10 protein-coding genes and 3 tRNA genes are annotated in these 12,703 nt (G+C 44.0%); 7 read left to right on the top strand and 6 right to left on the bottom strand.

What is annotated here, in order from left to right; all coding sequences use genetic code 11:
- The first annotated feature begins 3 nt into the window (after window positions 1-3).
- Complete coding sequence (gene recD / locus Xvie_RS08760; protein WP_208612546.1) at window positions 4-1,881, top strand: exodeoxyribonuclease V subunit alpha; 1,878 nt, start codon at window positions 4-6, stop codon at window positions 1,879-1,881.
- A gap of 44 nt (window positions 1,882-1,925) precedes the next feature.
- Here the strand turns inward: recD and argA are convergent, their stop codons facing one another.
- Window positions 1,926-3,251: an amino-acid N-acetyltransferase gene (gene argA / locus Xvie_RS08755; protein WP_086108943.1), complete on the bottom strand. Its 1,326-nt coding sequence runs from the start codon at window positions 3,249-3,251 to the stop codon at window positions 1,926-1,928.
- Window positions 3,252-3,492: 241 nt separating this feature from the next.
- On the opposite strand from argA, the gene amiC reads away from it, so the two are divergent.
- Complete coding sequence (gene amiC, locus Xvie_RS08750) at window positions 3,493-4,740, top strand: N-acetylmuramoyl-L-alanine amidase AmiC (protein ID WP_086108942.1); 1,248 nt, start codon at window positions 3,493-3,495, stop codon at window positions 4,738-4,740.
- Between the two features lie 199 nt (window positions 4,741-4,939).
- On the opposite strand, the gene Xvie_RS08745 is transcribed toward amiC, so the two are convergent.
- The 3 genes from Xvie_RS08745 to Xvie_RS08735 all read right to left on the bottom strand — a co-directional run bounded on the left by Xvie_RS08745 (window position 4,940) and on the right by Xvie_RS08735 (window position 5,435).
- Window positions 4,940-5,016, bottom strand: a tRNA-Met gene (locus Xvie_RS08745).
- Window positions 5,017-5,084: 68 nt separating this feature from the next.
- Window positions 5,085-5,161, bottom strand: a tRNA-Met gene (locus tag Xvie_RS08740).
- A 197-nt stretch (window positions 5,162-5,358) separates the two neighbouring features.
- Window positions 5,359-5,435: transfer RNA gene (locus tag Xvie_RS08735), tRNA-Met, on the bottom strand.
- 227 nt (window positions 5,436-5,662) lie between these two features.
- Between Xvie_RS08735 and mltA the strand changes: the two genes are divergently transcribed.
- Complete coding sequence (mltA, locus tag Xvie_RS08730) at window positions 5,663-6,760, top strand: murein transglycosylase A (protein ID WP_086108941.1); 1,098 nt, start codon at window positions 5,663-5,665, stop codon at window positions 6,758-6,760.
- Window positions 6,761-6,863: 103 nt separating this feature from the next.
- Window positions 6,864-7,676 (top strand): tRNA cyclic N6-threonylcarbamoyladenosine(37) synthase TcdA, encoded by an 813-nt coding sequence (tcdA, locus tag Xvie_RS08725; protein ID WP_086108940.1) that lies wholly within the window; start codon window positions 6,864-6,866, stop codon window positions 7,674-7,676.
- 23 nt (window positions 7,677-7,699) lie between these two features.
- Here tcdA and csdE read toward each other — a convergent pair whose 3' ends face one another.
- Window positions 7,700-8,158, bottom strand: coding sequence for a cysteine desulfurase sulfur acceptor subunit CsdE (gene csdE, locus Xvie_RS08720; protein ID WP_086108939.1), 459 nt, complete (start codon window positions 8,156-8,158; stop codon window positions 7,700-7,702).
- A 196-nt stretch (window positions 8,159-8,354) separates the two neighbouring features.
- Complete coding sequence (gene csdA, locus Xvie_RS08715; RefSeq protein WP_086108978.1) at window positions 8,355-9,560, bottom strand: cysteine desulfurase CsdA; 1,206 nt, start codon at window positions 9,558-9,560, stop codon at window positions 8,355-8,357.
- Window positions 9,561-9,968: 408 nt separating this feature from the next.
- Between csdA and Xvie_RS08710 the strand changes: the two genes are divergently transcribed.
- The 3 genes from Xvie_RS08710 (at window position 9,969) to rlmM (ending at window position 12,439) form a co-directional block, all read left to right on the top strand.
- Window positions 9,969-10,892, top strand: coding sequence for a transcriptional regulator GcvA (locus Xvie_RS08710; RefSeq protein WP_086108938.1), 924 nt, complete (start codon window positions 9,969-9,971; stop codon window positions 10,890-10,892).
- 61 nt (window positions 10,893-10,953) lie between these two features.
- A complete protein-coding gene (locus tag Xvie_RS08705) occupies window positions 10,954-11,349 on the top strand; it encodes a DUF423 domain-containing protein (RefSeq protein ID WP_086108937.1) in 396 nt (131 codons plus the stop codon).
- The gene (gene rlmM, locus Xvie_RS08700) at window positions 11,342-12,439 is read left to right on the top strand and encodes a 23S rRNA (cytidine(2498)-2'-O)-methyltransferase RlmM (RefSeq protein ID WP_086108936.1); all 1,098 of its coding nucleotides are present in this window, start codon (window positions 11,342-11,344) and stop codon (window positions 12,437-12,439) included. The genes Xvie_RS08705 and rlmM overlap by 8 nt, the downstream gene beginning before the upstream one ends.
- Window positions 12,440-12,703: the final 264 nt, after the last annotated feature.

Here is a 12,703-nt window from a genome sequence, read left to right as displayed (position 1 = left end):
TCCATGATGTCATTGTTGCAGCACGCAGTGAGCCAGAAGTTGCTGCGCCCTTTGGATGTACAGTTTGCTTACGCGATGGTTGAGGATGAAAATCCTCTGTTACTGTTAATTACGGCTCTGTTAAGTGCTGAGTCAGGGGCAGGGCACGTCTGTTTGCCGTTGGAGCGAATTTCGCCAAAATATTTTTTTGAAGGCAGGCAACCTGAATTAGCTGCATCTCTTTGGTCTTTGGCCGGGGAACCAGCTCCACAGCAGATTCTGGCTGAGTTACAAGCCTGTCCGGCGGTGAGTACGGGGGCGTTTCCTACACCGATGATCCTTGCTCATCAAGGGGGGGCTGATTGCAGTCTGTATTTACAACGTATGTGGCACAGCGAACGGCGTGTGGCAGATTTTTTTGCTGCTGTGGAATTGACTGATATCCCTGATGAAATTCAGCTACGTCGTATTTTGGATGATCTTTTTGGTGTCACTGCTGAAGAGGAAATTGATTGGCAGAAAGTTGCGGCGGCAGTGGCTGTAACGAGCCGAATTTCTGTGATCTCTGGAGGGCCGGGAACCGGAAAAACCACGACAGTGGCTAAATTGTTGGCTACTTTGATCAAATTACATGAAGGAAAAAAATTAAGCATTCAATTGGCAGCACCAACAGGCAAGGCGGCAGCAAGATTGACTGAATCGCTCAGGGAAGCGGTTAAAAAGCTTAACTTGACGTCAGAACAGTGGCGCAGCATTCCAGAGCAGGCGCAAACTATCCACCGTTTACTGGGAGCACAGCCTGATAGCCAGAAACTGCGTTATGACCGTGATAATCCGTTGTCCCTTGATATTTTGATTGTTGATGAAGCCTCAATGGTGGATTTACCGATGATGGCTCGCTTGATTGATGCTTTACCATCACGGGCGAAAGTTATTTTCTTGGGGGATAAAGACCAGCTTGCATCGGTTGAAGCAGGTGCGGTATTGGGGGATATTTGCCGCTTTGCTGAACAGGGCTATAGTGCCAAACGTGCCGAACAGTTGGAAAGACTAACCGGATGCCAGCTGACACCGTATTCCTCTCCATCTTCTGGTGAAAACGCTTCTACTGTGCGGGATTGCCTATGCCTGTTGCGCAAAAGTTATCGCTTCAATTCGGCTTCCGGCATTGGACAATTAGCATCGGCAGTGAATCGGGGAGATCGTGCGGGTGTCGCTATGGTGCTGAGTCAGACTTTTCCTGATATTTATTTTTATCCCCTTTCAGCGGATGAAGATTATCAGCGTCTGTTGGCTGAGACGGCTACGGGCTACTATCAATATTTGGCGATGGCAAATGAACAGGTATCGGAAAAATCTATCCTGACCGAATTTAACCGTTTTCGGCTATTGTGCGCGTTAAGGGAGGGGCCCTTTGGTGTCACCGGACTGAATCAGCGAGTGGAACAATTATTACACAGGAAAGGTGTTATCACCCTGCCCAAAAACTCAGAGAACCGGAGTTATGTTGGACGTCCTATCATGATATTGCGTAATGACAGTACTCTTGGGCTGTTTAACGGAGATATCGGGATTATGCTCAGAAATCAGGATAATGAGCTGAAAGCCTATTTCCAGTTGTCTGATGGGCAGATTAAAGGGTTTCAGCCGAGCCGATTGCCTCAACATGAAACAGCTTATGTGATGACTGTGCATAAATCTCAGGGATCTGAATTTGAGCATACTGCCTTGGTATTACCAACTCAATACTCACCGCTGGTCAGTCGGGAGCTGGTGTATACCGCATTGACCCGGGCCAGGGAAAAATTGACTATTTATGCCCATAAGCCAGTGTTGGACAAGGCAGTGGTTACAGCAATACGGCGGCGAAGCGGGTTGGCAGAATGGTTCAACCCGCAATAAAAAAGCCTGATATGACTAGGCTGATATGGTTAAGATTAATAGTCCTATAAATTTAACATCAAGATTTTGGAACGGCGCTGGTAGTTATACAGCGCTTGTTTTTCCACGGGCAATATCTCTATTCCTGCGGGCTCAAAACCTTTCTCCTGAAACCAGTGAATACTGCGAGTCGTGAGTACGAAAAGTTTTTCCAACCCTATTTGTTTAGCCTGGTTGGAAATTGAATTCAGCAGTATTTCACCCCGGGAAGAGCTTCGGTAGTTAGGATGCACAGCAACGCAGGCCATTTCCCCTATTTTTTCATCAGGATATGAATACAAAGCAGCGCAGGCGATAGTGACATTATCGAGTTCTATCAGCGTAAAATTATCAATTTCCATTTCCAGTTGTTCACGTGAACGGCGTACCAAAATTCCTTGTTGCTCCAATGGACGAATAAGCTCAAGAATGCCACCAATATCATTGATATTGGCGCGGCGTATCTGTTCGGAACGTTCCATGACTATTTGGGTGCCGATACCTTCGCGGGAGAATAATTCCTGAATCAACGAACCATTTTCTTGATAATTGATTAAATGACTGCGGCGAACACCACGACGGCAGGCTTTGATTGCTCCTCTTAAGAAACGTGAGGTTCCTGAAGAGTAATCACCGGAGTTTTCCAATTTGTACAGGTGAGCTTCTGCTTCATTGGGAAACATTTCTGACAAGGTATTGCCTTCAGCGTCAAGCACTCCCTGAGATGAACAGAATCCAATTAATTTTTCTGCTTTTAATTTAATCGCTAATTGTGTCGCAATTTCTTCGGAAGTTAAGTTGAAACTTTCTCCTGTGACGGAGACTGCGACCGGCCCAATCAGCACGATAGTATTATTATCCAATTGCTGGTTGATCGCTTCTTCATCAATACGGCGGATCCTGCCACTGTGGCAATAATCGACGCCATCATCTACTCCTAAGGGTTGGGCGATAATAAAGTTTCCGCTGACAACATTAATATTGGCGCCTTGTAATGGTGTGTTACTTAAGCTCATGGAAAGACGCGCTGTAATATCCAATTGTAATAGACCTGCTGCTTGTTTGGCCAAATCCAGTGTCTTAATATCTGTTACTCTGATGTGTTTGTGGTAAACCGATTTGCAATTGTGTTCGGCAATATTCTGTTCAATTTGTGGACGAGCACCATAAACGACGATTAACCGAATGCCCAGATTATGTAGTAATCCAATGTCATTGACGATATTGGAGAAATTCTCATGGGCGATGGCTTCACCCCCTAACATAATGACAAAGGTTTTGCCGCGATGTGTATTGATATACGGAACCCAGTGACGGAATACCTCAATCAATTCGGTGCTGCACTCTCTCATGCTACTTTCTCCAATTGAATTTTTATTCGGTTTTTTTGTATTTTTATTCTTTCTTGGAGGGAATGGCAAGAGAAAATATGGATATAAATAATGCTACTATTTATATTGGCATAAACACATTAATAGATTAAAAAATACATTTTTTTTGATGACAGAAGTTCGCTAATTAATTAGAGTTCCCGCTTAACTATTATCTTTAGTAAAGATTACTGAGTTTGGTTATTTTTAAATGGAATAAACGATGAGTCATTCAGACCATAATACTTCACGTCGTCGCCTGCTGAAAGGCGCAGCCGCTGTATGGCTATTAAGTATCAGCCCAATTGGTTACGCAGCTACTTCAAAAGTAATTGCTGTTCGTATTTGGCCTGCATCAAGCTATACCAGAGTGACGTTGGAGTCTAATATTCCACTTAAGTATCACCAGTTTTCACTTTCAAATCCTAATCGTATTGTTATTGATTTACAGGGTATCCAGATTAATAGTGTTTTGAGCAGTATGGGGGCACAGATTCAGCAGCGTGATCCTTACTTAAAATTAGTGAGAGCAGGGCAATTTAATCCTAAAACGGTGCGTTTGGTATTTGAAGTCAAACAGCCTATAGCCCCGCATATTTTTATATTACCGCCAATTGCAAAGTTTAAGCACCGTTTGGTGCTCGACCTGTATCCCAAAAAGTCTGCTAGTGTGGATGATGATCCTTTGCAGGCTTTGCTGGAAGAATACAACAGTGGGAACCTGGAACAGCGTTTACCTGTTGAGAACCGTAAACCCGGAAAAGCAGGCAAAGACAGGCCGGTTGTGATTATGCTCGATCCCGGTCATGGTGGTGAAGACTCCGGAGCGATTGGGAAATATAAAACCCGCGAAAAAGATGTCGTGTTACAAATTGCCCGTCGTTTACAGACACTCATCAAGCGTGAACCGGGCATGAAAGTTTACATGACCCGTAATGAAGATGTGTTTATTCCCCTGAAAGTGAGAGTGGCGAAAGCTCGTAAGATGCAGGCAGATCTCTTTGTTTCTATTCATGCGGATGCCTTTACAAATCGCTCTGCTCGGGGTTCATCCGTGTTCGCACTTTCAACTAAGGGCGCCACCAGCAATACAGCTCTCTTCCTCGCTCAGACCCAGAACGAGGCTGACTTGATTGGTGGAGTCAGCAAAAGTGGTGATAAATATTTGGATCATACCATGTTGGATTTGGTTCAAACTGCAACGATTAATGATAGCTTGAAGTTTGGTGATGAAGTGCTTAAACGGATGAGTAAGATCAATAAGCTGCATAAGAATAGCGTCGATCAGGCGGGGTTTGCAGTTTTGAAAGCACCAGATATTCCATCAATTTTAGTAGAAACGGCATTTATCAGTAATCTGGAAGAGGAACGCAAACTTAAGACTGCGAAATTCCAGCAGAAAGTGGCAGAATCTATTTTTGCTGGCATTAAAGCGTATTTCAAAAATGGGGCAGAATTAGCACGGCGGTAAAATATCCGCCTTGGATTAATTTTTCGCCATAATAATAATCAGTAATCGTTTGTTACTTATGATGTAAGTATAGTCATTTACTTATTGTTTTTTTACAAAGTTTAAATGATTGTTTGGATAATTTTAATAAAAATTCGGATAGAACTTAGAAAATAATAACTGGAATGAAAAGTGAATAGATGAAATGAACGATTGAAATTGGTTGCGGGGGCCGGATTTGAACCGACGACCTTCGGGTTATGAGCCCGACGAGCTACCAGGCTGCTCCACCCCGCGTCCGTCTATTTGCAGATCTTGATTATCGATCGTAAATGCAAATATTAAATAATGACATCGTTTAGAATTGGTTGCGGGGGCCGGATTTGAACCGACGACCTTCGGGTTATGAGCCCGACGAGCTACCAGGCTGCTCCACCCCGCGTCCGTCTATCTACAATTTTTGACTATCAATCAAAAATGCAAATACTGAATGATGACATTCTTTACTGTTATATTGTTCTTACTAACAATATTTTTTACTACCAAAGTTTTTACTACCAAGGTTTTTACTACCAACGATGTTTCTACTACTAAACTGCTTCGATGCTACATCCTATTAACGATAACATCTAACAGAATTGGTTGCGGGGGCCGGATTTGAACCGACGACCTTCGGGTTATGAGCCCGACGAGCTACCAAGCTGCTCCACCCCGCGTCCGATGAGCGCACACTATACTCTTGAACGAAGTAGTTGCAAGTTTTTTTATTAAAAATTACTAGATTTATTTATTTTTTGTTTGAAAAACAATCTTTTTGTTTTGTTTTTGCTCGATTATTTACATATTAATAATAATTTATTTTTTCTAGCTACATTTAATTATTTATTGGTGTTTGATATTGTTCGTGGTCGGATTAAGTGATGGTTAGATATAGGGCATTAATATGAGAATTTGGGGCAAACCTCTTTTATTTGGATTTGTCATTTTACTATTGTCGGGATGCCATTTTCGACCGACTGATCAGGCGCAGCAGTATAAAGATGGGAAAATTACCCACGATTTCCAATTGGTTAATACACCTAATGCCGAAGGTTCTCCGGTTAATGCCAAGGATTTTGTCACTCAAGTTAAATATATCAGTGGAGCTTCTTCTCGTCTTTATAACAATAACCGCGAAATATTTGAGGCGATCCAGAATTGGATGCTGTCGGGTGGTGATACCCGTGATTTAAATAAGTTTGGATTACTGGCTTATCAGATGGAAGGTGAAGATAAATACGGAAACGTAAAATTCACGGGTTATTACACTCCTGTGTTACACGCGCGACATACCAAACAAGGTGAGTTTAAATATCCGCTTTACCGTATGCCAACTCACTCGCATTCCCGTTTGCCAAGCCGTGCTGCGATATATCGCGGAGCACTGAATAAGAAATTTATTATCGGGTACAGTAATTCCTTGATGGATAATTTCATGATGGGAGTACAGGGAAGTGGCTATGTCAATTTTGGCGATGGGCGCCCATTGACCTTTTTTGGCTATGGGGGGAAAAATGGTCATGCCTATCTTAGTATCGGCAGTATTCTGATTAGTCGTGGAGACGTGCCGAAAGAGAAAATGTCCATGAAAGCTATCCGTCAGTGGGCAGAGCAGCACAGCGAACCCGAAGTGAGAGAATTGCTGGAACATAATCCTTCATTTATTTTCTTTAAACCTGAACCCCATACTCATGTGAAGGGAGCCAGTGCTGTGCCCCTTGTTGCAAAAGCATCGGTAGCATCTGACAAGTTATTGATCCCTCCCGGAACATCATTGCTGGCGGAAGTACCTGTGCTGGATGAGATGGGTGGATTTACTGGTCAGTATCAGATGCGTCTGATGGTGGCGTTGGATGTTGGCGGTGCCATAAAAGGAAACCATTTCGATATTTATCACGGTATTGGGAGTAAATCAGGTGAAATGGCCGGTTTTTATAATCACTATGGCCGTGTTTGGGTATTGAAGAAAGCATCATCTGGTGTTTTGGCGGCAAACCAGTAAGATTCCTCCAATTCATACGATCAATTTCAAGTAATCAATTTCAAATAATCAATCAATAACCTATCTCCAATGGAGGTAGGTTTTATGCAGGGTTTATTTAGCAATGCAAGTTTCTCTCTCTGATGTTTATCTTCAGCGTTTCGCTGGTACAGCTCGACTATATGGTCAGAAAGCGCTTTCATTATTTGCCCGTTCACATGTTTGTGTGGTGGGTATTGGTGGTGTTGGTTCATGGGCGGCAGAAGCTCTGGCGCGTACAGGTATCGGCGCTATCACACTAATTGATATGGATGATGTTTGTGTCACCAACACCAACCGTCAGTTGCACACTTTGGTACAAAACGTGGGCTTGCCAAAAACAGAAGTTATCGCTGAGCGGATACGAGCGATCAACCCTGAATGTAAAGTTACTTGTATTGATGATTTTGTCACGCCTGATAATGTGGCTGAATTGATGTCGGCAGGATTCAGTTATGTTATTGATGCGATAGACAGTATACGGCCAAAAGCCGCGTTATTGGCCTATTGCCGTCGCTATAAAATTCCGGTTGTAACGACCGGCGGAGCGGGTGGGCAACTCGATCCAACCCAGATTCAGGTGGTGGATTTAGCAAAAACGGTACAAGATCCATTGGCGGCCAAATTGAAAGAGCGCTTGAAGTCGGATCATCGTGTGATGAAAAACGGCAAAGGTAAGTTGGGCATTGACTGCGTTTTTTCAACGGAACAACTGGTTTACCCGCAAGCTGACGGTACAGTTTGCGCAGCGAAGAGTACCGCGGATGGCTCAAAGCGAATGGATTGTGCTTCTGGTTTTGGTGCCGCAACAATGGTTACGGCGACTTTTGGTTTTGTGGCTGTATCCCACGCATTGAAAAAGATGGTGGCAAAAGCTGGGCGTGAAAATACGCTTTAAACAGGTCTCATCTTTAAACAAAGCTAATGAATGTAGGTATTAGCTATTTCCTGAATCGTGTTTATAAGGGATTTTACGCCATTTAGCCTTGAGCCACTTAGTTGTTGTTCAAGGCCGAGTTGCTGGAATAGTTCAGCTAAAGGTGTTTGTGCAACCTGCTCAGGTGTTTTGCCTTCCACGGCGGTCAGCAGAATTGCCAATAACCCTTTGACAATACGGCCTTCACTATCGCCATAAAAATGCAGACGGCTGTCTGAACGTCGTTGATGCCCCAGCCAGACACGATTTTCGCAGCCGGATCTTTCTATATTCTGTTGTTTTAGCTCATCCGCCAAAGCTGGCAGCTTTCTGGCCAGACCGATTAGTTGCCGATAACGATCTTCCCACAATTTGCATTGCTGAAAATTTTCAATAAGTTGTTGCTCTGTGATTTCCGTTCCGAAAGGATGCGGAGCAAGGATAGTGTCTGAAAGTTGTGTCATCGGTTATTTGTCTTGCAGTGGATTTGTCGCTAGTTTGCTCTGAATGAGGCTTCAGGATCAATGAAGTTTCAGGATAATAGCAGTTATGCTTTTAAACTAAAGCTATTTGATGCGAAAAATAGCAATCTGATGAAGGATAGTCAGTTCAAAGGTGTCTGAGAATGAATGCCGATAAACGAGCCACGATAAAACAATATCAATCATCCAACAGCGACAGCGCAAATTTTACGGCGTTGAGCAGACTATCCGCATCTTGCTGGTTGTTATAAGGCATAAACGAGGCGCGAAGGCAGCCGCTAATTCCAAGAGCATCCAGTAACGGCTGAGCACAGTGTTGTCCTGAACGCAGGGAGATATTCTGTTCTGCAATCAGTGTCGCCAAATCACTGTGGTGTATTCCGGCGATATTGAAAGCCAGCAAACTGGAACCTGCCACACGGTAACTGATAAAACCCGCCAGCGTGCTGAGCTGTTGTTCAGCATAATCCGTCAGAGCAATTGCATGAGATTCGGCGAGTTGGGCATCAATGGTTTCCAACCACTCCAAGGTTGCGGCAAAGCCGATCACACCCGCAACATTGGGTGTTCCCGCTTCAAAACGATAAGGTACGGCTTCTGGTGTAAAACCGTCAAATGAGACTTGAGTCAGCATTTTGCCGCCGCCTTGCCACGGCGACATCGCATTCAGTAATTCAGTTTTTCCATACAACACACCCAATCCATTTGGGCCATACAGTTTATGGGCCGAGAAGGCATAAAAATCGATATCCAGTTGATGAACATTGATAGGCGAGTGAACGATGCCTTGAGCGCCATCGACCAGAACTCGGCAATGATATTGGTGGGCGAGTCTGGTGACTTGTACCAAATCTATTGCAGCACCGGTAACATTCGACATTTGGCTGATAGCAACCAATCGGCTGTTTTCATTCAGGAGTTCGGCAAGGGTAGCGATTTCTGGTTGGCGTTGATTTCCAATTGGCCATTTGACAATTTTTGCGCCCGTCTGCTCTGCCAGAATCAGCCACGGCAGCAGGTTAGAGTGGTGTTCCTGTTCGCTGATTATGATTTCATCACCCACGTTCAGGCGGGAGCGGAAGTAACTTTGTGCGACCAGATTGATGGCTTCGGTTGTGCCTTTCGTCCAGATAATATTTTCAGGCAAGGGTGCATTGATCAATTCCGCAGCCAGTGAACGGGCTTGCTCATAGCGAGCAGTTATGGCTTGCGCAGTGGCATGTTGGCTGCGATGTACTGTTGCACTGTGGTTTTGGTAATAGTGCTCAGTTGCTTCAATCATACAAGACGGTTTTAATGCTGTGGCGGCACTGTCCAGAAATGTGGTTGATTGTTGCAGGGCTGGAAAGTACTGGCGGAATATTTCTGAGTTAAAGGCTTTCATAAACGGTGCTAATTTAATCGTTGTGTGATAAAGAATAAGTTTTTCTTTAACCAAGAGAAAAGGAATTCTACAGGAGAAAGTCGAGAAAAAAAGCACCGCAATTGCGGTGCATTAAAAAAAATCACTATGGACAGACAGGGTAAATGTACAGGAAGTGAAAAAAAACAGTAGCTTACGCTACAAAGTCTGGTTTCCCAGACAACTTGCAAACACAACATCACAACCACAAAGCCAAAAGCGTCAATGTATTGCTACAAAGAGACTTTTCGTTCCGGCTTAGGAAGTGCGCACACTATAGGGATTTACTGGTATATCATCAATGGACAAATTATAATGCTTCGGATTACAAAAACTAATACCTGAATGAAAAGAGTTACCGGTATCGTCACTATTACATAAGAAACGAACATGTCTAAACGTTTACCTCCACTCAATGCGTTACGCGTTTTTGATGCCGCAGCCCGTCATTTAAGTTTTACTAAAGCGGCAGAAGAATTATTTGTGACACAGGCCGCAGTTAGTCATCAAATGAAAAGTCTGGAAGATTTTCTGGGATTAAAGCTTTTTCGTCGTCGTAATCGTTCGCTGTTGTTGACGGAAGATGGACAGAGTTACTACCTCGATATCAAGGAGATTTTTACTGCCATTAATGATGCGACCCGTAAACTTCAGGCCCGCAGCGCTAAAGGGGCATTAACGGTCAGTTTATCCCCCAGCTTTGCTATTCAGTGGTTAGTGCCCCGGCTTTCTGGTTTTAATCAGAGTTTTCCGGGGATCGATGTCAGAATTCAGGCGGTGGATAGGGAAGAAGATAAACTGGCTGATGATGTCGATGTCGCAATTTTTTATGGCAGGGGGAACTGGCCGGGCATGAGAACCGATCGCCTTTATCCGGAATACCTGTTGCCTGTTTGTTCTCCTACATTGCTGACGGGAGATCGTCCATTGAAAACGCCGTCAGATCTCGCCAGGCACACTTTGTTGCACGATTCATCCCGACGGGATTGGCAAGCCTATATCCGCCAGCTTGATATGCAGCAGCAGATCAATGTTCAGCAGGGGCCAATCTTCAGCCATAGTGCGATGGTGATTCAGGCGGCAGTACATGGCCAAGGAGTTGCTCTGGCCAATAATGTCATGGCACAGAATGAAATTGATGCAGGGCGTCTTGTTTGTCCGTTCAATGATGTTTTGGTGAGTAAGAATGCATTTTATTTGGTTTGTCACGATAATCAGGCAGAATTGGGCAAGATCGCGGCTTTCCGTAAATGGATACTGACTCAAGCTGCGACTGAGCAAGAAAGGTTAGGATTTATTACCCAACATACTTAACCTGACACAATTAATAATCAGCTATACCCAATGGCTGTCAAATAAAAACGGGGGCTGTGTGATGAGCAATCAAATCATGCTTATTTTTGTTGGGATCAGTGGTTTTTTCTACGTGGCACTGGGAGCAATGGGGGCACATATGTTAGCGCCTGTCCTGACACCACGTCAGATGGAATGGATTCATACCGGTCTGCAATATCAAGGGCTGCATACACTCGCCATGATGGTTCTGGCTGCTTTGTTGATACGCCAGCCTGTAGCATCATTTGGTTGGGGTGGGATTTTTTTTGCGGCGGGAATTGTGCTGTTTAGCGGCAGCCTTTATTGTCTGGCCTTTTTACCGTTAAAATTTTTGGTCTATTTGACACCAATCGGTGGGTTCAGTTTTCTCATTGGTTGGTTATGTGTATTAATTGGCGCTCTGCGTCTAAGGAAATCGGCGCCTAGCCATGAATAAAGTTGCTTTATATTGCCGCCCGGGTTTTGAAAAAGAGTGTGCGGCAGAAATTACCGACAAAGCGGGTAAAAAAGAAATTTACGGTTTCGCCCGAGTGAAAGAGAACAGTGGCTATGTACTGTTTGAGTGTTATCAGCCGGATGATGCGGATCGTCTGATCCGGGAAATCCCGTTCAGTGAGTTGATTTTTGCCCGTCAAATGTTGGTTGTTGGCGAGCTGTTGAAAGATTTACCGCAAGAAGATCGCGTTACACCGATTATTGGCATGTTGATCGGCGTTATTGAGAAGGCGGGTGAGTTGCGTGTAGAAGTGCCGGATACCAATGAAAGCAAAGAATTGATGAAATTCTGCCGTAAGTTTACGGTTCCGCTGCGTAATGCGATGCGTCAGGAAAAACTTTTGCTGGCAAAGGAAAATTACAATCGTCCTGTGATTCATGTCTTTTTCATTGCTCCAGGTTGTTGTTATGTCGGGTATTCCTACAGCAACAATAATTCCCGTTTCTATATGGGGATCCCGCGCCTGAAATTTCCTTCAGATGCACCAAGCCGCTCAACACTGAAACTGGAAGAAGCTTTCCATGTATTTATTCCTTATGACGAATGGGAAGAACGTTTGGATAGCGGCCTTCACGCAGTGGATCTCGGTGCTTGTCCGGGAGGATGGACTTACCAGCTCGTGAAACGCAGTATGATCGTTCATGCGGTAGATAATGGCACGATGGCTGAGAGCCTGATGGATACGGGACAGGTGAAGCATTATCGTGTGGATGGTTTTAAATTTGAGCCGCCAGTGAAAAATATTTACTGGCTGATTTGTGACATGGTTGAGAAGCCCGCCAAAGTTGCACAACTTATGACGGATTGGCTGGTAAAAAGTTGGTGTCGTGAGGCGATCTTTAATCTTAAATTGCCGATGAAAAAGCGCTATGAGGAAGTGGCTCATATATTGCAGAAAATAGAGCTGCAATTGAAAGAAAACGGCGTGAATGCGCAGATTCAGGCGAAGCACTTGTATCATGATCGTGAAGAAATCACTGTACATGTTCGTCGTATCTGGTCTGTGTATGCAACTGAGCGGGATTATTGATATTTCCGTTATTTTTTAATGTGCTGCCCTTGTTGGCAGCATCTAATAACCTTCAGCAGTACCATCGAACCCCAGCCACTCCAGTCATTCTTATCCTGCTACATAATCTTGACCACATAGTTGGCTATATTTCTGAGGAGCAATTTCTTTTTTTATTGCATTATTTGATTGTATAACTCGACTATACAACTCAATTGCACTGAAAATTGATATTTAGGGATATGGAATAAATTTCAAGTTGAATAGAAATAAACTAATTTTTAA

The organism is Xenorhabdus vietnamensis (assembly GCF_002127535.1).
Taxonomy (GTDB): Bacteria; Pseudomonadota; Gammaproteobacteria; order Enterobacterales; family Enterobacteriaceae; genus Xenorhabdus; species Xenorhabdus vietnamensis.
The sequence above is the reverse complement of the archived record's forward strand: the minus strand, read 5'-3'. Positions and strand labels throughout refer to the sequence as shown.